Origin of the sequence: Chitinophaga sp. (genome assembly GCF_039596455.1) — a bacterium.
GTDB lineage: Bacteria > Bacteroidota > Bacteroidia > Chitinophagales > Chitinophagaceae > Chitinophaga.
In genome coordinates this window covers 2,000,209-2,020,138 of sequence record NZ_JBCNJR010000001.1, presented here as the reverse complement: position 1 = coordinate 2,020,138, position 19,930 = coordinate 2,000,209, and the positions used below count along the sequence as shown (strand labels likewise).

Here is a 19,930-nt window from a genome sequence, read left to right as displayed (position 1 = left end):
AATTTAAAGTACATAGGTTTTTTATGTTACCAGCCAGGGTTCTGTACAAGATTTTCACTTCTTTGCATTTCGGCCAGTGGTATAGGGAACAGATAGTTCTTACGTTTGAAGCTCCGGGTCTGTACCTTTCTGCGTACATGATATGCCGCCTTGTTCCCATCCGGCGTCATACCTGTAAAGTCACCGCCCTGGCCACCCTGGCCGGGTGCATTTTCGGCTATCATCCACCGGCGTACATCGAAATAACGCTGGCCTTCGGTAGCCAGCTCTATACGCCTTTCGTGGCGTATGGCCCCGCGCTGTAACTCCTGGTTGCCTGTTATGGCAGGGTTCAGATCTTCCAGCTTCGGCAAACCGGCACGGTCCCGTATAAGGTTAACGTATTTCAGCACATCCGGATCTGAAGGCGACACTTCGTTGAGCATTTCGGCATACAACAGGTAAAACTCTGCCAGGCGGAAAATGATGGAAGGCCTGTACATGGAGGTTACGCCAGGAGAGCGGCCATACACCGTACGGTTCATCCGCTTGTATAAAAGATATCCCGTAAAAGGGGCGCCATCTCCTACCGAGTTATCCGAATTACCACCTTTATAAAACTGCACTTCATTATTGCTGACATGCCATTTTTTGCCTGAAAAAGTGACTGTGTTATAAAAACGGGGTTCACGTCCGATATACATTCTGGAAACTTCCACGCCATCCAGCATGCCAAAGCCGCTCTCGCTGTATGAAGGAGATGCGGGAAGGAAAGAAGTGCTTTTGGCAGGATAACCGTCCGTCATATAAAAATCATCAACGAGCTCCTGCAATACGTGAAAGCCTCCCAGACCAGAAGGCTCGCTTCTTGGAGTGGCGTACTGATCAAAACCACCGCCATTGTAGGCCTTCCAGGATGTGGCCGAGTTGGCCCAGATGATTTCTGTATTGTATTGCTGGAACAGTTCGTATACAGATTTAGCGGGATCGAACGTGCCGGCATTTTTGTAAAGCTGATACCGGCCGCCTTGCCCGGCATATTCGATAAGATCTTTACACGTCTGCAAAGCTTTCTGCAGTTTGCTTTCGTCGCGGTCGGGGAACAGGCGTTTGCCGTCCTTGTTCGTCAATTGTTTCCCCTCGGCAAACCCTCCGTTGAAGAGCGGGCTGGCGGCGTAGGCCCACAACTTTGCCCGGACGGCCAGTGCGGCTCCCTTAGTGGGAACGGCACGATAAGATTCATTGTTGTGGTAAGGCTCCTGCTCCATGCCCTGCATAGCTGCGAGCAGTTCCGCATCGATAAAGTTTATCACTTCATCGAGCGAATTCCGGGGCAGGTCCAGCTCATCTGTCAAAGTCATAGAATGGTCAACAATCGGTATGGGCCCATAAAGCTCCATCAGATAATAGTGATACAACGCCCTCATAAACCGCACGTTGGCTTTGTACCTCGCTACTTCCGGCTCGGTAAGCACTGCAGCGCCGGGGCCGCCTTCTTCAACAATAGGCTTTACCTGTTCCAGAAATATATTGGCCTGCCGGATACTTTCATAAAGCCTTCCCCATCTTTGCGCGGCGGAGTTTGAGGAGTTCCACTCGTTGTATTTTCCGGAGTTATTGGCCAGCCTTGTATATATCTCATCGGCGTAAGCAGTCCACGGGTTGCCCATACCGTCTGTTTCTACCCATACCATAGAATAATCGGGTAGGCTGTTAAAAACCTGGGAATACCACTTCCTTGTACGGTCCACGTTATCGAATACCTGGGAGATATCGCTGATGCCGCCCGCCAGCTCATCGGACACATCCAGGTACTTACTACAGGAAGTAAAATATCCCAGGGAAAGTGTTATCAAAAGCGTATTTATAATTTTTGTTTTCATCTGTTAATATTTAATTTTTCAGGGGCCGGATGGAACCTGGCATTAACATAGCCCTGTGTGATAAAATGTATCATGCCCGGTTTCATTCGTAAATTTTAAGGCCTGATAGCCTGCACTGCCTAAATGGTAATTTTCCTTCCGAATGCTACAGGTTCAGCTCAAGACCGAACGTAAAAGAGCGGGACATGGGGTAGCTCATGCCCTTGTTACGATTGCCCATTTCCGGGTCCCAATATTTTACATCATCCCAAACATAAATATTGTACCCCATCAGGTACACCCTGGCCCCGCCCAGCCTGAGTTTTTGGACCAGCGCTTTTGGCAGGGTATAGCCTATCTCAACATTCTTCAAACGAAGAAAGCTGCTGTTCCGTAACCACCAGGTATTAGGCTCTTTGTTCACGTTATAGGAATAATGACTGTGTATTCTCGGCATAACAACGTCTTGCCGGGGATTGTCTGCCGTCCAGCGGTCCAGAAAGGCCGTCCGGTAATTCGCTTTCTCCACACCCCAGTTGAAAGGCCAGAAAGTACTGTTACCCTCGCCCAGCAAAGTAGCGGAATTGCCGGTCCCCTGGAAGAAGACGCTTATATAGGCTCCTTTATACTCTGCATTTATACCAAAACCATAATTGATCTCGGGGTTTTCGGGATGGCCTACTCCTCTTTTCCTGTCATTGTTGTCAATAATATTGTCATGGTTCAGGTCAGCAAATTTAATATCGCCCGGCCCCAGTGTTCCCTGCATGGATACCACAGGCAACCCCGGCTTTAACTGGTAGGAGTAAGTGCCGTTGGCATTTTGTGTTTTGACGAAATCGGCATCTGTATAGAGTCTCTCTGCAATATAGACAGAACGATCTCCCACCCGCGTACCGGTAACTGCCATCCAGGGATGGTTTTGCGGCAGCTCATCGTATTCTACAATTTTGTTGCGGGCAAAAGTGAAAGTCCCCCTGGTAGTTATCCTGACCTGGCCGATATTATGGCTGCTTTTCAGGCTTGCGTCCACACCATGATTATCCACAATACCGTAATTTTCCCACGGGTTGGCATGGAATCCCGCTACAGCAGAGATGGTATTACGCTGTACCAGGATGCCCGAACGGCGGTTGTTGAAGTAGTCTGCTGTCAGCTCGATCCTGTTGTTGAAAAATCCCAGATCAAGGCCCACGTTACGTTTGTTCTCAATTTCCCAGGCAATGGTATTATTGACGAACAGCAGGTCGTTGATGCCCGCTCCCATGCCATTGGTACCGCCTGTAGAACCTATGCCCTGGTTGAATGTATAACCGTCTGTTTTGAAGGTGGCCCGGTAAAGGAAACGGGAGCCGCCTGTATTGTCATTACCGGTACGGCCGTAGGACAGCCTGATCTTGGCGCTGTTCAGCACATTCTTCAGTGCTTCGGGATAAAAAGGCTCGTTGGAAACAAAATAGCTTACGCCCACGGCGGGAAAAAATCCAAACCGGTTTCCTTTCGCAAATGTTTCGCTACCGGTATATCCGAAATTCCCTTCGATAAAATAACGATTATCGAAAGAATAGGTTGCACGTCCCACAATGCCCTGTTTCCTGTAGGGAAGCACTGCATCGCTCCGCTGGTTCTCCTTCTGCATATAGAGCAACATGCCTCCCACATTATGCCGTCCGAAAGAACGCAGATAGTTGAGCGAGCCTTCCACATATAAATTGCGATAGGAACTGGTACCTGTAAATTCAGGATCTGTCAGCTGGGGGCTGCCGGAAACAGAAGTAATATAAACAAGATTACCCTCTGCATCGCGCCCGGTGGCGTGATAAAGGCTGGGCCAGTAGTTACGCAGCGTAGACGCATTACCCTCATAGTCCAGGCTGACCTTGGCATTGGCGCTCAGGCCGGCGGTGATCACCTTCAAATCCTGTGTAAGACCTACGTTGGATTGTATCTGTGTGCTAAACTCCTTCCGGTACCCCTGGTTGTACAGCATATTGTACGGGCTGCGGTTGTTGGCATCACTTTGTATCTGGTAGGTAGCCAGGGTCCCGTCACTGTAAATAGCGGGGAACAGGTGTGGCGGCGTATTGAGCATAAAGCCGAAAATGTCATCGGGCGACCGGTTGGCGGTAAGCCTGTTGACATATTGGCCGCCAAGGTCGATATTCAGTTGAGTGGTCTTGCTTACTTTCAGATCTATATTGCTGCGGAGGTTATACCGCTGAAAGTCAAAGTCGCTGTCATACTTGCCCAACGGGTTTTTCTTAAACACCCCTTCCTGGTTGAAATAAGCCATCGATACGAAGTACCGGGCATTTTCCGCTCCGCCCCTGAAATTTAAAGTGTAGCGCTGGTTCTGCACGTTTTTCGACAGCAGTTCATTCATCCAGTTGGTGTTTGGATACAAATCATTATCCTCCCGGCTGCGGTACTTTTCTATCTGCTCCTTGGTCATATAGGGGTCAAAGCCATCGTTAAACAAGGCTTCATTGGCCAGTTCAAGGTATTCCCATGAATCTACAAACTTGGGCAGCCTTTGAGGACTGGCCATTGAGTGTTCGGCACGGAAAGATATCCTGGGCTTGGATACAATGCCCCGCTTGGTGGTTACAAGAATAACGCCGTTTGCGCCTTCAGCACCGTAAACCGCCGTGGCCGCCGCGTCCTTCAACACGGAAAATGTCTCGATTTCGTCTGGTTCAATATCATTTATCTCACGTGGTATGCCATCCACCAGGATCAAAGGTTTGGAGCCTCCCTTAAAGGTGCTGATGCCCCGGATCCAGAACTCCGCATCGTCCCTGCCAGGCTCCGCAGTACGCTGTATGCTTATAAGACCCGAAAGCTGACCGGCAAGATTACCTGTAAGATTACCGGAAGGAGACCTCAATTCCTGCGAGCTGACTGTGCTTATCGAGCTAACCATAGCCGCCCTCTTCTGCTTGCCATAACCTACTACTACCACCTCCTCGTTCAACAGAACATCCGGTTGAAGTATAACATTCAAAACGTTGCTGCCATTCGAGGTAGTGTCTTTTGCCAGGAAGCCCGTATAGCTGAACGAAAGCACATCCGTAGCAAGCGCGTCAATAACATAGAGCCCGTCATTATTCGCGGCAGTGCCGATACTTGTGTTCCGGATCCTCACGGAAGCCCCTGGCAGCGGCTCTCCATTAGGAGCCGTTATCCGGCCCGTAATACGCTTTTTGTTCTGTTGCGTCTCCTTTGGCACAACAGGATCATTTTGTGAATAGGCGATACCTGTCCCTAGCAATTGGAAGAGCATGGCGAGCGCTCCAAGACGCGGTATCCTGCGCAGTGCTGAAGCACACTGCGGGCCTTTTACTTTCTTTAGAAGTCTTCTCATAATCGTGGATTTGATATTCTCGTTATTTTTTTCCTTGGTTTCTTTGTATCAGTCAGGCTGATCCGGACCAGACAAAGCATAAGCGCACCACAAAAGGGCTGCCTGGCCATGCAGGTCTCCTGTCCACCGCCTTCTGTCCAGATAGTATTGATAATCGTTCTTGGCCCCGGTACCTTCGCACACATTCCTGATATCGTAGTTTGCATCCAGGTATGTCAGAAGCGCCAGCCACCCTTTGCGGGCAGCAACGCCATATTTTTCCTTCTCGAGCCAACCGTTCCTGACACCCGTGATCAGCGCGTATGTGAACATGGCACTCCCGGATGTTTCTTTCCATGCCGACATATTATCAATCAACTGTCCCCACATGCCGTCACTCATCTGGTATTTCAGTAAAGTGGCCATCATTGCCTGATAGCCCTTCATAATTCTTTCCCGGTAAACATTATAACGGGGCTCTTTAGGCAGGATGCGCAGTACTTCTGCCATCCCGACAGCCATCCAGCCATTGCCGCGCCCCCAGAAAAACGGAGCGTCAGGAGCGTGAAAGAACAAGCCGTTGCCGCGTTGCAGCCGGTCAAGGTACAGCACCATTTCCCTTGCAGTACGCTCAATGTACTTTTCATCTCCTGTAGCCAGGTATGCCTGGGCCTGCAATGCCGTTATCATAAACATGTCATCAATCCACAGGCGGGTCTGCCAGGAATAACCATCTGCGTACCAGTCTTTTTGCGGTTGCGTTGCATTGGAAGGCAAGGTCCATTGCCCGTCGGCGTATTTCATTCCGAGTTCCTTATACCTGCTTTCTCTTTTCCCGTTATATATCTCAAGCGGGACGGCACCAAAAACATAATAATCCACCTTATTGCCAGCGGTGGTATTCAAGTTTGGCTGCAAGTGCTTTTCCGTCGTAAATAATGGCTCAAACTTGCCGACCAGCGCATTTTGCAGCTCCTCATTTTTGACGGCCTTTGCAAACCAGAATGCTCCCAGCCAGGCACATACATCTGGATAGGTAATATGATCGGCTGTATACTGGGAATTTACATTGCCCCAATAGGAGTACTTTGTCTGCAGAAAACGTTCTGTTAGTTTTACGCCTATTTTTTCAGGCTGCGCCCCTTCCGGAAAGTTTTTCAGGTCATACGCCGCGGAGTCATCTTTTACATCCGGGCCGGGGTCTGCCTTGGGGCCACCACTTCCTTTGCTGCAACCTGCCAGCAAAACCGAAGTGAAAAATACTCCGGCAATCAAAACAGATATTTTCATACCGCTTCCTTTATATTTATTATTACCCGGTCTATCATAGTATGGGCATAAGTATGGGCCTAAAATCCCGGTCACCGGTCAGACGCAGTCATCCAATGCATTGTGGATGTAACACTGTACAAAGGAAATATATCCCGATCATAAATTCTGTTCAACATTTTGTCGAATCGTATCAAATCACGCTCGCAGTTCCGTATTTATGGTGCTACTCGCTGACAAGGGCAAACTTCCGGAAGAGCGCCTCCGATCCCAGCGGCCCTTTCGAAACCAATCCTACACGCACCGCCCTGTCCCACGGCGGCAGGAAAGAAATATCAGCCGCTTTGGCATTCAATGTTTTGAACTGAACGCCATCGGTACTGTACATGAATGAGGCCTGTGTGTTGTTCTCAACCTTTACTTTCAGCACCAGCTGTGAAGGCATTTTGATTGCCTTTTGGGCAATTATAGCTGGTTTACCCTTCTTTAGTTCTACCAGGCAAATATGACCGTTGTAAATGTTTGCATATACCATATTCATGTCATCCCCTATCAGGGCAAGCCCAGCCTGCGATGTGGATTTTTTCAGTATGGTAACTTCCGCACTATAATTCCCGGACAAAACGGAGCGGCCAAGATATGCGCCGCAAATGGCAGGAAGAGCCTTTAGCTTTAAAGTATTTTGTGAAATGGCATACCGCACGTCCTGAAATATGCTCCAATACCAGCTATCAGCAAGCTTGACGGCGGAAAAATCATCCACAAATTTTTGGGTTGTTGTCAGATCCGCATAATTATTATTGTTTAAAAACCGGATCCATCCATCGGGCGTAAACTCGAATTCGTTCAGCAAACCCTGCCGTCCGCCATAAGCCCCGCTACTTGTGCTGTACGCATGATAAAGAAAATAAAACCTGCCATCCTTTTCAACAGGTGTTCCATGGCCGGGACACTTCCAATCGTCACTATCCGACAATACTGGATTCCCCGGAAATTTCTCCCAGGGCCCCAGCAGCTTTTTTGCCCTGGCAACACCCGTTCCATAATTGCACTTCTTGCCGCAGCAAGCCGCTGCTGCATACAGTGCATAGAAGTAATTGTTGTGCTTTATTACAGAAACGCCTTCCACCAAACCTTTTTCCCAGGGCGCATCTGCACGAAAAAGCTCTTTCTTCTCCCCTGCCAGCGCTGTTCTGTCCTCCCGCATTTCCGCGGCCCATATAGGCGTAGGTTTACCTGCACTATTCCCATCTTCCTTCCATATCATATACAATTTACCGTTCTCATCCCTCATTGGAAAAGCGTCTATTGATCCATACTCCTGACATACAAGCGGGCCCAGATCTTTATACTGACCTTCAGGATTGTCTGCCACTGCAACCGCTATACATAAACTTCCATCTTTTTTATGAGCCGTATAATACATGTATACTTTCCCGTTATCATAAGTGATTTCGGGGGCCCACATATAATAATCAGCCCATACCGGCTTCTCTGTAAACACATGCCCTGCCGCTTTCCAGTTTACAAGATCTTTAGAACGATACAGTGGAAAAATCGGGAACCAGTTAGAAGTGGTGCCTGCGGCCCAGTATTCATCACCAATTTTTACTACTGAAGGGTCAGGATGATCTCCCGGCAACACCAACTGCTGTGCTTTAGTTATAGTAAAAAGAGCGCACAACAGCAACGATAAAAACAAACGCATAATATCAATTTTAGTAATAGCTACAATCCTCAGATAGCAATTCTTCCCAATTAGTAAAGCCAATAGCTATTACTCATCAGTTCTGCCAGATAACCCTGGGTAAGTCAACTTGTCAAAATAAATAAACCTGTACGAAATGCGCTGTTCAATATTTTGACGAATTGTGTCAAATAGCAGGTACCTTATACAATAGTTTACATATTCTACGATCATTTTTTATATTTGAATTTAATCATGATGAAATTCCGCTGTTATATTGCCTTGCTGAACCTAATACTGTCCATTACCATTTTCCCATGCCATGGCCAATATTACTTCAGACATTACCAGGTAGAAAATGGATTGGCTCATAATGCAGTTTCTTCAATAATACAGGACAGGAACGGTTTGATCTGGATAGGAACAAGGGGAGGCTTAAACAGCTTTGATGGCTATACATTTAAATCCTATGAAAACCAAAAACACCCCATCAACAATATCGGCAATAATGTAATAACGGTCCTCCTGGAAGACCCTGATAAAGCTTTATGGGTAGGGACAGGAAAAGGTTTATTTAAATATGACCAATACAAAGAAGTTTCTACAAAAATAGAAGCTGTACCTGCAACTTATATCAGCCACCTGGCAATGGATAACCACAATAATCTTTTGTTTTTAACCGGCAACCGTTTATACAGGTATAACAACAACACCCAAATGGTGGAAAACCTGGAAATTACCGGGTCGTGCATTGCGGTTGATGGGAGCAAAGAGCTTTGGATAGGAAGAGAAGACGGCACAATTGGCAGATATGATTTTGAGACACGGTCTATTGAGAATATCAGTATAATTGACCAAAACATTCCTTTGAACTTAAGATCTATCAGCAGGATATACCCCATTAATGAAGATGAACTGCTGGTAGGGTATTTCACTCAGGGGCTTAAAATTTACAATCATAAAACCAAGGTCTGCAGGTCTTTAACGTTGGAAAGCAACAACCGGGCATCAATATACGTGCGGGATATTATAAAGGGAGATGAGCAGCAATACTGGATAGCAACAGAGTCTGGCATATATATTTACAACCTCGCCACTAATGTTGTGCAGCACCTGAAAAAAATAACCGGAGACCCATATTCGATATCAGATAATGCAGTGTATACCCTTTTCAAAGACCGCGAGGGCAGCATGTGGGTGGGCACCTATTTTGGCGGCATTAATTATTATTCAAAAGAAAATGCAAAATTTAAAAAGTACTATCCTCTTCCCGGGATTAACTCCATATCAGGGCACGCCGTAAGAAAAATTGTTCCTGATGAACATAACAACCTATGGATCGGCACCGAAGATGCGGGAATTAATAAGCTTGATCTGAATACAGAAAAGTTCATTAATTACACTACACATGAAAAAAAAGAAAGCATCTCATACTATAACGTACATGGATTACTGGCTTTAGGCAATCAGCTTTTCATCGGGATGTTTTATAATGGCCTTGACATAATGGATACGCGTAGCGGCAAGATTACAGACCGGTTCAAACTCATAAAAAACAACGGCGATGAAACCAGTGATTTTGTAAGCTGTATTTACCTCACAAAGGACAGCACTTTACTTATTGGCACAGCCTATCGTGGGCCGAGTTTGTTTGTCTATGATCCTCTGCACAAGACATTCAGCAATGTTCCACAAATTCCACACAACGTTTATACATTCGCCATAACAGAAGACAGCCAGGGTAATATCTGGACAGGCAGCGTAGCATGCGGGGCATTTTATTACAACCCTAAAACAGGCCTGCATGGCAACGTAAGATTCGGTGACACTTTGAATAACAAAATTATAAATGAATTTGCAGTATATAATATTTTTGAAGACAGCGATCATTCTTTATGGTTTGCTACAACCGGCGGCGGATTAATAAAATTAAGCCCGGACAGGAAAATCATCAAAAAGTACACTACAAAAAACGGGCTGCCCACGAATGTATTATATGCTATCCTGGAAGATGATTCGAAACATTTATGGATCAGCTCTCTCAAGGGCATCATCCGTTTAAATATCGAAACAGAAGAAGTAAATGTTTATACTCAGGCCAATGGATTGACAACTGACCAATTCAACTATAACTCTGCGTATAAACACACCGACGGGAAAATGTACTTCGGTTCAGTTAAAGGGATGATCGCTTTCCACCCGTCTTCATTTGACCAAAAAGAACCAAGCCCTCCTATCTTTATTACAGGATTCCAGATCAATAATAAAGAAGTTATACCTGATGCAACAAACAGCCCGTTTTCCAAATCAATTTTATATACCGATACCATCGTACTTCAATACAACCAAAATAATTTCAGCATTGAATTTGCAGCATTAAATTTTTCTGCTCCCGAAGTAACAAGATATAAATTCCGGATGAAAGGCCTTGACGAATCCTGGACCTATCTCAGCACCAATCGCAACGCTTATTTTACAGATTTGGCGCCAGGGAAATATGAGTTTATAGTACAAGCCGAAAGCAATACCGGAAGCTGGGTAAGCAAAGAACGTCATTTGACCATCAGGATACTGCCACCTTTTTGGAAGAGTAATGCAGCGTATATATTATATACAATAGCCCTTGTTACCTGCTTATATTTCCTGGTGCGGTTTTATCACCGGCATCTCGAAAGAAAAAATCTTCGAAAACTGCAACTTTTTGAGCACGAAAAAGAAAAAGAAATTTACAAGGCAAAGATCGAGTTCTTTACCAATATCACTCACGAAATTCAAACTCCGCTTACACTCATTGCGGGCCCCATCGAGTGGCTGATCAAAAAATTTGGTAAAGAGCCGGACGTTAAGAAAAGCCTTACAATAGCCGAAAAGAATATCAAAAGACTGGTAGCATTATCCAGCCAGTTGCTTGATTTCAGGAAAACCGAGGCCAACCAGTTCAGCCTAAACTTTGTAAAAACAGATATCAATACGCTGGTTGCTGATCTTGTCACTGTATTCAAACAACAGGCTGACAGTAAGAATGTTGATTTAAACCTGGAATTACCGGAAAGCCGCATTATGGCATATGTTGATAGAGAAGCCCTTATTAAAATATGCACTAATATGATCTCGAACGCTGTTAAGTATGCAGCTGAGAAGGCAACAGTAACTATCAATCCCGTAAAAGACTCCGACAAACACTTTACTATTCTTTTTATGAATGATGGTAAAGGCATCCCTGAAGAGTTCAGACAGCAGATATTCGAGCCCTTTGTCAGGTTGAGGGGTAACAGCAAGCCGGGAACCGGCATCGGACTATCGCTTGCAAAAGCGCTCACTGAGCTGCACAACGGATCGCTGGAACTGGTTTCCGGCAAGCAGGACCTAATTATTTTTGAACTGCAATTGCCCGTACACCAAAAAATTGAATTTCAATTAAGTAGTTGGAAAAAGATAGAATAAAGCGTATAAACTAAATAACTTGGTCTATCGTTCTTTCTGGAGAGATTTAGCATATTCCAAAGGGTTAACCTTAAAATACTTTTGAAAATTCCGGGTAAAAAGGCTTTGTGAACTATACCCCACCATTTTTGAAATTTCATATAAAGAAAATTCATTCTCAGCAACCAAACCGGCGGCTTTTTTCAGGCGTGTAATGTCAATTAGTTCTTTGGGCGATAATGAAGAAAGAGATTTTATTTTCCGGTAGAAGGTAGTGCGGCTCATAAACATATGCTCAGCCAGTTTATCAATATCAATATTGGGATCTTTGATATTGTCACGAATATATTCATCCAGCTTTTTAAGAAATGCTTCGTCTGTTTTTGAATGCGCCATTACCCTTACATCTTCAAAAGGAGAACTGGCAAAATGCTCTTTTATTTTCAACCGGTTTTTAAGCAGATTGGAAATCTGCATCAGTAATAGTTCTTGTGAGAAAGGTTTCTGGATATACGCATCCGCACCTACTTCCAATCCCTCAATGTGGGCCTGATAAGTATTTTTGGAAGTTAATAAAATGATGGGGATATGGCAGTATTCAACATTAGACTTAACCAGCCTGCATAGTTCAAAGCCGTCAATACCCGGCATCATAATGTCTGATATAATAAGGTTTACCACCTCTGTGTCCAGTATGCCCTTTGCAATTTCTCCATTCGAGGCCAGCAGGATCTTGTAGTTCTCACCTAAAATAATAGATAAGAAATCCAGGACATCCTCATTGTCGTCAATAACAAGAATGCTATCATTCATAATTACTCTATCTTTTTCCAACTACTTAATTGAAATTTATTTTGGTGAACAGATAACCGCAATTTGGATCGTGTAAAAGCTACCAGTTGATCCTGGCATAAACAGCAAGCCCCTTTGGGTCTTGTATTATCGATGTATGGAAATGATTCATAACGTTAAGCTAATAGTTTGTATTGGAATACACCCAAATTTACCAAAAAAATCATTTTGTAAAATCCAGTACCCTTCACTCCCCAAGATTTCATCTTGATCCCAAAAAGGGGGTCAGCTAATACTCGACTAAAAACAGAAAACCCGCGCTAATGCGCGGGTTTCTGAAAACTCTTGCGGACCGGACGGGACTCGAACCCGCGACCTCCGCCGTGACAGGGCGGCATTCTAACCGACTGAACTACCGATCCTCCGCAAAAACTTCAGCGCCTTTCAGCTCTTCCGTTTTGGGACTGCAAAGATAAGTACAAAAAAATCATTCCTGCAAATCTTTTTACAGTTTTTTCATACTGCACAGCCACATATAAATCTTCCTTAATTTCACTATATAATAAAACGCGCTGCTATGACCTACCGCTTACTGATACCCGCCCTCTTGCTGGCCGCCGCCTGCAATACCGCCCCGGAAAAGAAATCTGAAGACAGCACCATTGTAGACGGCGCCCAAACCCTGGTGCCCGTAGCGCCCCCGCCTCCCCCCGCCAACCCCTACGAGGCGGAAATTGCCGCGCAGGACACCCTGTTTGATGACGGCAGCAAACCCACCAGCTGGGCCGATGCCGGCTTCGACCAGCCGGCGGAATTCAAACAGTTCCTGGTATCTTTCAAAAACTGGGTAAAGGCAGACCAGGTAGACAGCATCACCGCCCACATCCGCTTCCCGCTCAAAAAATATAAAACGGCAGACGCCTTCCGCCAGCAGTACAACAAGATTTTTGACGCCTCCCTGAAAGCGGTGGTAGACACCCAGCGGCTGGACCGCATTTTCCGGAACTACCAGGGTGCCATGCTGGGCAATGGGGAAATATGGTTCAGCTCCTTCCCGGAAGGTTACCGGATCATTGCCATCAACAAGTAAACCGTCCCCCATTGCTGTTACGGCACGGCACCCGATATTTGCACCCGGATGAAAAAGTACCGGTACCATTTCTTCATGGCCTTGTTGCTGGCTGCCTGCACCCGGCCGGAGCGGAAGATCACGCCTGCTTTCTATTTCTGGAAGCAGCGGGTGCAATTGAACGGCACGGAAAAGCAGGTCCTGCAGGCTACCGGCGCCCGAAAGCTGTATGTGAAAATGTTCGATGTGAACTGGGATGCCCCCAGGCGTGTAGCCTACCCCGTGGCCATTGCAGATTTCCGGGAAGCGCTGCCGGACAGTGTGGAACTGGTGCCGGTAGTGTTTTTGGTGAACGACGTGTGGCAACACGGAGACACCGCCTGGCCCGCCGCCATGGCGCAAAAGGTAGCCGGGCTCCTGCAGCAGGCTACCCCCAAAAGGCCCATCTGGGAAATTCAGCTGGACTGCGACTGGACGCGCAACAGCCAGGCAGCCTACTTTGCCTTTCTCCGGCACCTGCGCAGCCAGCCGTTCTTTGCTGGCAAACAACTATCCGCCACCATCCGCATGCACCAGGTCAAATACCTGCAAAGCAGCGGAATCCCCCCGGTGGAAAAGGGCCTGCTGATGTGTTATAACATGGGAGACCTGCGCAAATGGGGAGACCATAATTCCATCCTGAACATGGAATCCCTGAAAGCCTACACCGGTAACAACCGTATCAGCAGTTATCCCTTACCTTTGGACCTGGCTTTGCCGCTGTTTGAATGGACGGTGCTTTTCCGCAACCGGCAATATGCCGGGCTGCTGCGCAACCTGGAGCGGCGGCAGCTGGAAGACCGCAAGGTTTTCCGGCCCGAAGGCAGTTTCCTGTACACGGTGCTGAAAGATACCGTGCTGAATGGCTATCCCCTGCGGGCGGGGGAAGTGCTGCGTCACGAAACTTCCGACCCGGCGGTGCTGCAAAAGGCGGCAAAGTACCTGGCCCGGCAGCAGCAGACGTATTCGCCCGTCATCATTTTATATCACCTGGATTCACTAACCCTTACCAAGCATCAAGTGCATGAACTGGAAGAGATTTACGATATTTTGCGCTAGTTTCCTGGCCATTTTTCTGACAGGGGCCGTGTATGTACTCTCCTGTGGCCCGGAGCCGGATCCCTATGACTATTACACCAGCTTCTACAACCCGGCCCTCCCTGCCGCTAACGGCTTTGAACCGTTTTATTACACCGGGCTGGCGGAATATTACGGCAGTGAAGCATCGGAAGAAGACCTCAACCTGCGCGACTGGCATGCCTTCTTTTCCGGCAAGGCCACTGAAAAAGACATCCGGGAGTTTATCTATACTTACACCCGCCCGCAGATGGCGACGCTCTACAACCATATTGAAAAAGGCAGTACGCTGGAAGCGCCTGACAGCGTCAGGAAAAACACGCTCACACAGTATTTCATCGGCAGTAAAGACCGGGAAACGCTGGGTTACCTGATGTATGCCAAACAATGCGAAGCCCACACCGGCGGGAAAGACAGCTGGGAAACGCCCGTCCGGGACTCTTCCACCATGCTCAAGCTCTCCCGCAACGGCGTTCAGCTATACAAGGCCTGTAAAGATGAACGCATCCGCGAGCGGTACGCCTTCCAGGCCACCCGCCTGGCCCACTATGGCCGCAATTACGCCCAGGCCCTCCAATATTATGATTCGCTGGCCGCCCCCATCCGCTCCACTTCCCTGATGCACTACAAAACGCTGGCCCTCAAAGCGGGCGCCCTGATGCGGACCGGCGCCGGGGCCCAGAGCGCCTATATTTTTTCACAGGTATTCGAAAAAGCCCCCTCCCAGCGCCAGATGGCCTTCCTCAACGTGAGATGGGCCGGCGCTACGGAGCAGCAGGTGATGGAACTGTGCAGGAACAATGAAGAAAAAGCCACTGTAGCAGCTATGTTCGCTTTCCGGCAATATGAGCCGTATCCTCAGGGCATCCGCAAAATATATGGTCTCCATCCCCAATCTCCCATGCTGGACGTGCTGCTGGCGCGGGAGATCAGCAAGCTGGAAGACGGTTATCTACACAACCGCCTGAACCTGGAGCGCTATGGCAGTGCGGGCTACCACTACTCAGAAATTCCCGCCACCCAGGTCACGGAGCTGCAGCACCTGGCAGACAGCCTGGCCGCCGGCGGCCGGGTGAATGAGCCCGCCCTCTGGCAGGTTTCATCTGCCTACCTTTCCTATATGCTGAAAGATTATGCGGGCGCCCGTCAGAAACTGGCTGCCGCCAAAGCGGGCACAGGCCGCCCCCAACTGCAAGATCAATGGGAAATAGTACGCCTGCTGGTGGCAATCAGCGAACAACCGCGGATAGACAGGAAGTTTGAGGCGGAGCTGCTGGCCTCTTTCAACTGGCTGGACAGCCGGCTGGATACCTCCGCCCGGAAAGACCATTATTACTCCAGTCCTGATAACCAGGCCATCAACCGCAATTTTTATACGGTCATGTACCGCAACCTGCTGGACTATGTGGTAGCCACCCGCTACCAGGAGCAGGGAGACATTAACCGCATGGCGCTGGTGCTCTCCAAGCGGGACAAGGTATTGTCCTACAGTTTCAATTTTGACTACGCATCCGCCACGGATTTTATAAAAGACAGCATGCAGGCGCCTCAGCTTGAAAACCTCTACAGCCTGTTGCAGCAAAAAAGGAAAACGCCTTTTGAGCAATACCTCTGCGATGAATTTCAGATGACGGAAGATGAAGTGGGCGAAGCCATTGCCATCAACTACGTGCGCCAGCACAATTTTGCCGATGCCGTCAGCTGGTTCAAGAAATCCCGCAGCAGCCTTTCCGCGGGCATGGTTTTCACGGAGCAGCTGCAAGACTATGGGCTTGACACCGCGGAAACCGGCATTTCCCAGCTGGAGTACGCCGCCACCATGGTGGAACTGGAGAAAAAGATGAAAAACGGCAAGGCTACCGCCCAGGACTACTATAAATATGCCACCGGCCTCTTCAGTATTTCTTATTACGGCCATTCCTATCACTTTTCGGCCTCCTATCGGCCCAGCACCTGCTGGTACCAGCCGGGGTACGACGAGCACCCAGGCCTGAAGCAGTATTTTGGCTGCTACCGTGCCGAAGAGTACTATAAAAAGGCCGCCGATGCCGCGCAAGACCCTGAGTTTAAGGCCCGTAGCCTCTATATGGCCGCCCGCTGCGCCCAAAAGCACCTGTACGCTCCCGACACGGACTGGTACCTCCTGGCCTCAGGAAAAAACCCGCATTTCCGGCAGCTGATCAGGGATTGCGGCAATACCGCCTTTTACAAGGAAACATTCGACCGCTGCAGTTACCTGAGAGATTTTTATTATATGGAAAAGCAATAAGTTTCCCTTTTGCGTAAATCTTTTTCCCGATTGCGAAGGTCCTTTTGGCCAGCCTGCCCGATTTTTGCCCAAAGTTTTTATCCGGATGGCCAAACGCAAATCTCTTTTCCGCCGTATTAATGACTGGTTGCACCTGTGGCTGGGCCTTGTATCGGGCATTATCATCGTGATTGTCAGCATTACCGGCTGTATTTATGCCTTCCAGGAAGAGATTTCCGATCTCACACAGCCTTACCGCTTCGTAGAAGTTGAAAACCGGCCTTTCCTCCCTCCGTCTGTACTCCAAAAAGCAGCCGCCGCCCGGGCGGGCGAAAACCCGGTGCTGGGCGTTAACTACGGGCACACAGGTAAAGCGGCCATTGCAGCCTATATGGACAAGGAGAACGGGTATACCATGATCTACATGAACCCCTATACCGGCGCCATCCTCAAGGAAAAAATATTAAAAAACGACTTTTTCAGGATCATCCTGGAAGGGCACTTCAACCTTTGGCTTCCCCGCCCCATAGGGCAGCCCATTGTGGCCACGGCTACCCTCATCTTTATTGTGCTGCTCATCAGCGGTCTCATTATGTGGTGGCCTAAAAAATGGAACAAAGCCAACCGTAACAAGAGTTTCAAGATCAAAACCACCGCCGGCGCCAAACGGGTGAATTATGACCTGCACAATGTGCTCGGCTTTTATGCGCTCACCATTGCGCTGGTACTGGGTATCACCGGACTGGTGTGGGGTTTTCAGTGGTTCTCCAAGTCTTATTACTGGACGTTAACCGGCGGCAAATCTTTTGTAGCCTGGGAGAGAGGAAAGTCAGACACTACAGGCATCAACGATCTCCAATACGCGGAAGACAAGATATGGGCTAAAGTGAACCACCTGCAAGGGAACATTCAAATACAGTTTGCCCAAAAGCCCGCAGACCCCATCAGCGTTACCTACAACCCGGAAGAAGGCACTTATTACAAAAGGGAGTTCTGGTTTTATGACCGGTACACGCTGCAGCGCGTGCCTGGCGGCGGTTCGTTCGCCACGCCATACGAGGCTACCTCCCGCGGGGAAAAACTCTACCGGATGAACTATGATATTCACGTAGGCGCCATTGCGGGGTTGCCCGGCAAGGTGCTCATGTTCCTTGTGAGCCTCATCTGTGCCAGCCTCCCCATCACCGGCTTCTACATCTGGTGGGGTAAAAAGAAGAAACAGAAAAAGAAGAAAACGCCGGCATTCAGGCGGATACAGCCACAACCACAACAAGCGGAGGCCATTACATTATAAAAGAAGGGGAAACAAATTGTTTCCCCTTTCCTTTTTATCATCAAAAACTACAGGTACCATTTCTTATACCGCAGCAATCCCTCCAGGAAGTAATAGTCCGCGTAGGTAAGCGGCACGTCTACTTCACTGTTGGCACGGTAGTGGCCTACATTGTGTTCCAGCAGGAAACCACCATTGCTGCCCAGTTTGGCGCGGTAAGCGTCTGAGGAAAGGGCTTTCAGCATAACGGTGGCCGCATCTACATACCGGGCCCGGTCTGCTTTGGCCGTGTATTGGCCCAGCTCCAGCAGTGCGGAGGCAATAATGGCGCCGGCGGAGGCATCGCGTTTGGTGGGCATTTCCGGGGCGTTAAAGTCCCAGTAAGGAATTTTGTCTTCCGGCAGGTTGGGATGGCTGAGAACGAAGTCGGCTATTTTCTGCGCATGCTGCAGGTAGGCCTTGTCTTTTGTAAAGCGGTACATCATGGTAAATCCATACAGCCCCCAGGCCTGCCCCCTGCTCCAGGCCGAGGTATCGTGCGCGCCCTGGTGCGTTCTTCTGCCCAGTATCTGGCCGTTACCCAGGTCGTAATCTACCACATGGTAAGAGCTGAAGTCCGGCCGGTAGTGGTTTTTCATGGTGGTATTGGCATGCGTTACCGCTATTTCACGGAAGCGGGGGCTGCCGCCTTGCTGGCTGGCCCACAGTAACTGCTCCAGGTTCATCATATTGTCTATGATCACGGGGCAGTTGAATTTATCACTCTTGTTCCAGCTTTGGATGGAATGAATAGAAGGCCGGTAGCGGGTAATCTGGTACACCGCTGCCGTGTCTACCACGTCTTTATATTGTTTGTTGCCGGTGATACGGTAGGCATTGCCGAAAGAGCAGAAGATCATAAAGCCGATGTCATGATTACCGGTATAACGTTTCTCCTTTTCCAGGATGGCCAGGCGTTTTTCCGCTTCCGCCTTGATACCGGCGTCTTTCGTGTACTCATAAATGTACCAGAGCGTACCGGGATAAAAGCCGCTGCACCACCAGTCTGTTTTGGCGTTGACAGAGCGGCCGTTCTGGAAAGTACGGGGCATCTTGTCGGCGGGCGTGCTGTCTCTCAGTACGGCGTACTGTTTCACCGCAAATTTCATGTTCTCGTCAATGAGCTGCCGCATTTGTGCTTTGGAGGCTTTCTGCGCCTGCGTGGCCAGTGGCAGTAACATGGCCAGGGCGGCCGCTTTCGTCAGTTTTCCTAAAGTGGATGTCATGTTGTGGAATAATTTTAATGACCGTAAACGTGATAATACTGTGCAAACGTTTGCATAAAAATAACAAATGCATCGAATTTCACAAGTATTATTTTTATACTTGTGCATGCGATACATACTCCCGGTACTACTTTTTTTATTTTCCTCCTGCCTGCACGCCCAAACCTATACCGGCAAAGTGACCGCCGTAAAAGACGGCGATACCATAGAAATGCTGGTGGCCGGCAAAACCATCCGTGTGCGGCTGTTTGGAGTGGATTGCCCGGAGAAGGGCCAGCCCTTTGGCGAAAAAGCCCGGCAGTATACGGCCGGCCTTTGTTTTGGCAAACAGGTGAAAGCCGTACAGCAAAGCAGAGACCCTTATGGCCGGGTAGTGGCGGAAGTGTATCTGCCAGACCAGCGTTCACTGAATGCAACGCTGGTAAAAGCGGGCTACGCCTGGCATTATAAAAAGTTCAGCAAAAACGAATCGCTGGCACTGGCGGAGAAAAAGGCACGGCAGGAAAAACTGGGCCTTTGGGCAGATGCGTCGCCGGTGGCGCCCTGGAACTGGCGCAAGAAAAAAGGCACTCACTACGCCCCTGCCCGTTAAATCATCCTCACA

At 48.4% G+C, this 19,930-nt stretch carries 12 protein-coding genes and 1 tRNA gene; 6 read left to right on the top strand and 7 right to left on the bottom strand.

Features of this window, described 5'->3' with window-relative positions; translation table 11 throughout:
- Positions 1 to 26: 26 nt before the first annotated feature.
- The 4 genes from ABDW36_RS08240 to ABDW36_RS08225 all read right to left on the bottom strand — a co-directional run bounded on the left by ABDW36_RS08240 (position 27) and on the right by ABDW36_RS08225 (position 8,161).
- Positions 27 to 1,835 (bottom strand): RagB/SusD family nutrient uptake outer membrane protein, encoded by a 1,809-nt coding sequence (locus ABDW36_RS08240; protein ID WP_343701405.1) that lies wholly within the window; start codon positions 1,833 to 1,835, stop codon positions 27 to 29.
- A 172-nt stretch (positions 1,836 to 2,007) separates the two neighbouring features.
- A complete protein-coding gene (locus ABDW36_RS08235) occupies positions 2,008 to 5,205 on the bottom strand; it encodes a TonB-dependent receptor (RefSeq protein ID WP_343701404.1) in 3,198 nt (1,065 codons plus the stop codon).
- A 48-nt stretch (positions 5,206 to 5,253) separates the two neighbouring features.
- Entirely contained in the window at positions 5,254 to 6,474 is a 1,221-nt protein-coding gene (locus ABDW36_RS08230; RefSeq protein ID WP_343701403.1) for a glycoside hydrolase family 88 protein, read from the bottom strand.
- A gap of 205 nt (positions 6,475 to 6,679) precedes the next feature.
- On the bottom strand, positions 6,680 to 8,161 hold the full coding sequence (locus tag ABDW36_RS08225; protein WP_343701402.1) for a family 43 glycosylhydrolase: 1,482 nt from the start codon (positions 8,159 to 8,161) through the stop codon (positions 6,680 to 6,682).
- Positions 8,162 to 8,395: 234 nt separating this feature from the next.
- Here ABDW36_RS08225 and ABDW36_RS08220 point away from each other — a divergent pair, with 234 nt between their 5' ends.
- The gene (locus ABDW36_RS08220) at positions 8,396 to 11,584 is read left to right on the top strand and encodes a two-component regulator propeller domain-containing protein (protein ID WP_343701401.1); all 3,189 of its coding nucleotides are present in this window, start codon (positions 8,396 to 8,398) and stop codon (positions 11,582 to 11,584) included.
- Between the two features lie 24 nt (positions 11,585 to 11,608).
- On the opposite strand, the gene ABDW36_RS08215 is transcribed toward ABDW36_RS08220, so the two are convergent.
- Together ABDW36_RS08215 and ABDW36_RS08210 are read right to left on the bottom strand one after the other, a co-directional pair.
- Positions 11,609 to 12,397 carry a DNA-binding response regulator gene (locus ABDW36_RS08215; RefSeq protein ID WP_343701400.1) on the bottom strand — a complete coding sequence of 263 codons (789 nt, stop codon included), beginning with the start codon at positions 12,395 to 12,397 and terminating at the stop codon, positions 11,609 to 11,611.
- Positions 12,398 to 12,703: 306 nt separating this feature from the next.
- Positions 12,704 to 12,777, bottom strand: a tRNA-Asp gene (locus ABDW36_RS08210).
- Between the two features lie 155 nt (positions 12,778 to 12,932).
- On the opposite strand from ABDW36_RS08210, the gene ABDW36_RS08205 reads away from it, so the two are divergent.
- The 4 genes from ABDW36_RS08205 (at position 12,933) to ABDW36_RS08190 (ending at position 18,082) form a co-directional block, all read left to right on the top strand.
- Positions 12,933 to 13,445 carry a hypothetical protein gene (locus ABDW36_RS08205; protein WP_343701399.1) on the top strand — a complete coding sequence of 171 codons (513 nt, stop codon included), beginning with the start codon at positions 12,933 to 12,935 and terminating at the stop codon, positions 13,443 to 13,445.
- A 48-nt stretch (positions 13,446 to 13,493) separates the two neighbouring features.
- Entirely contained in the window at positions 13,494 to 14,522 is a 1,029-nt protein-coding gene (locus ABDW36_RS08200) for a hypothetical protein (protein WP_343701398.1), read from the top strand.
- Entirely contained in the window at positions 14,488 to 16,809 is a 2,322-nt protein-coding gene (locus ABDW36_RS08195; RefSeq protein ID WP_343701397.1) for a hypothetical protein, read from the top strand. The genes ABDW36_RS08200 and ABDW36_RS08195 overlap by 35 nt, the downstream gene beginning before the upstream one ends.
- A gap of 85 nt (positions 16,810 to 16,894) precedes the next feature.
- Positions 16,895 to 18,082 (top strand): PepSY-associated TM helix domain-containing protein, encoded by a 1,188-nt coding sequence (locus ABDW36_RS08190; RefSeq protein ID WP_343701396.1) that lies wholly within the window; start codon positions 16,895 to 16,897, stop codon positions 18,080 to 18,082.
- A 47-nt stretch (positions 18,083 to 18,129) separates the two neighbouring features.
- On the opposite strand, the gene ABDW36_RS08185 is transcribed toward ABDW36_RS08190, so the two are convergent.
- Positions 18,130 to 19,326 (bottom strand): glycoside hydrolase family 88 protein, encoded by a 1,197-nt coding sequence (locus ABDW36_RS08185; protein ID WP_343701395.1) that lies wholly within the window; start codon positions 19,324 to 19,326, stop codon positions 18,130 to 18,132.
- 106 nt (positions 19,327 to 19,432) lie between these two features.
- On the opposite strand from ABDW36_RS08185, the gene ABDW36_RS08180 reads away from it, so the two are divergent.
- Entirely contained in the window at positions 19,433 to 19,918 is a 486-nt protein-coding gene (locus ABDW36_RS08180) for a thermonuclease family protein (protein WP_343701394.1), read from the top strand.
- Positions 19,919 to 19,930 lie beyond the last annotated feature (12 nt).

Coding starts and splice junctions, on each gene's coding strand:
- ABDW36_RS08220 (WP_343701401.1), top strand. CDS start 8,396: ATGATGAAATTCCGCTGTTATATTGCCTTGCTGAACCTAATACTGTCC.
- ABDW36_RS08235 (WP_343701404.1), bottom strand. CDS start 5,205: ATGAGAAGACTTCTAAAGAAAGTAAAAGGCCCGCAGTGTGCTTCAGCA.
- ABDW36_RS08230 (WP_343701403.1), bottom strand. CDS start 6,474: ATGAAAATATCTGTTTTGATTGCCGGAGTATTTTTCACTTCGGTTTTG.
- ABDW36_RS08195 (WP_343701397.1), top strand. CDS start 14,488: ATGAACTGGAAGAGATTTACGATATTTTGCGCTAGTTTCCTGGCCATT.
- ABDW36_RS08225 (WP_343701402.1), bottom strand. CDS start 8,161: ATGCGTTTGTTTTTATCGTTGCTGTTGTGCGCTCTTTTTACTATAACT.
- ABDW36_RS08185 (WP_343701395.1), bottom strand. CDS start 19,326: ATGACATCCACTTTAGGAAAACTGACGAAAGCGGCCGCCCTGGCCATG.
- ABDW36_RS08190 (WP_343701396.1), top strand. CDS start 16,895: ATGGCCAAACGCAAATCTCTTTTCCGCCGTATTAATGACTGGTTGCAC.
- ABDW36_RS08205 (WP_343701399.1), top strand. CDS start 12,933: ATGACCTACCGCTTACTGATACCCGCCCTCTTGCTGGCCGCCGCCTGC.
- ABDW36_RS08180 (WP_343701394.1), top strand. CDS start 19,433: ATGCGATACATACTCCCGGTACTACTTTTTTTATTTTCCTCCTGCCTG.
- ABDW36_RS08200 (WP_343701398.1), top strand. CDS start 13,494: ATGAAAAAGTACCGGTACCATTTCTTCATGGCCTTGTTGCTGGCTGCC.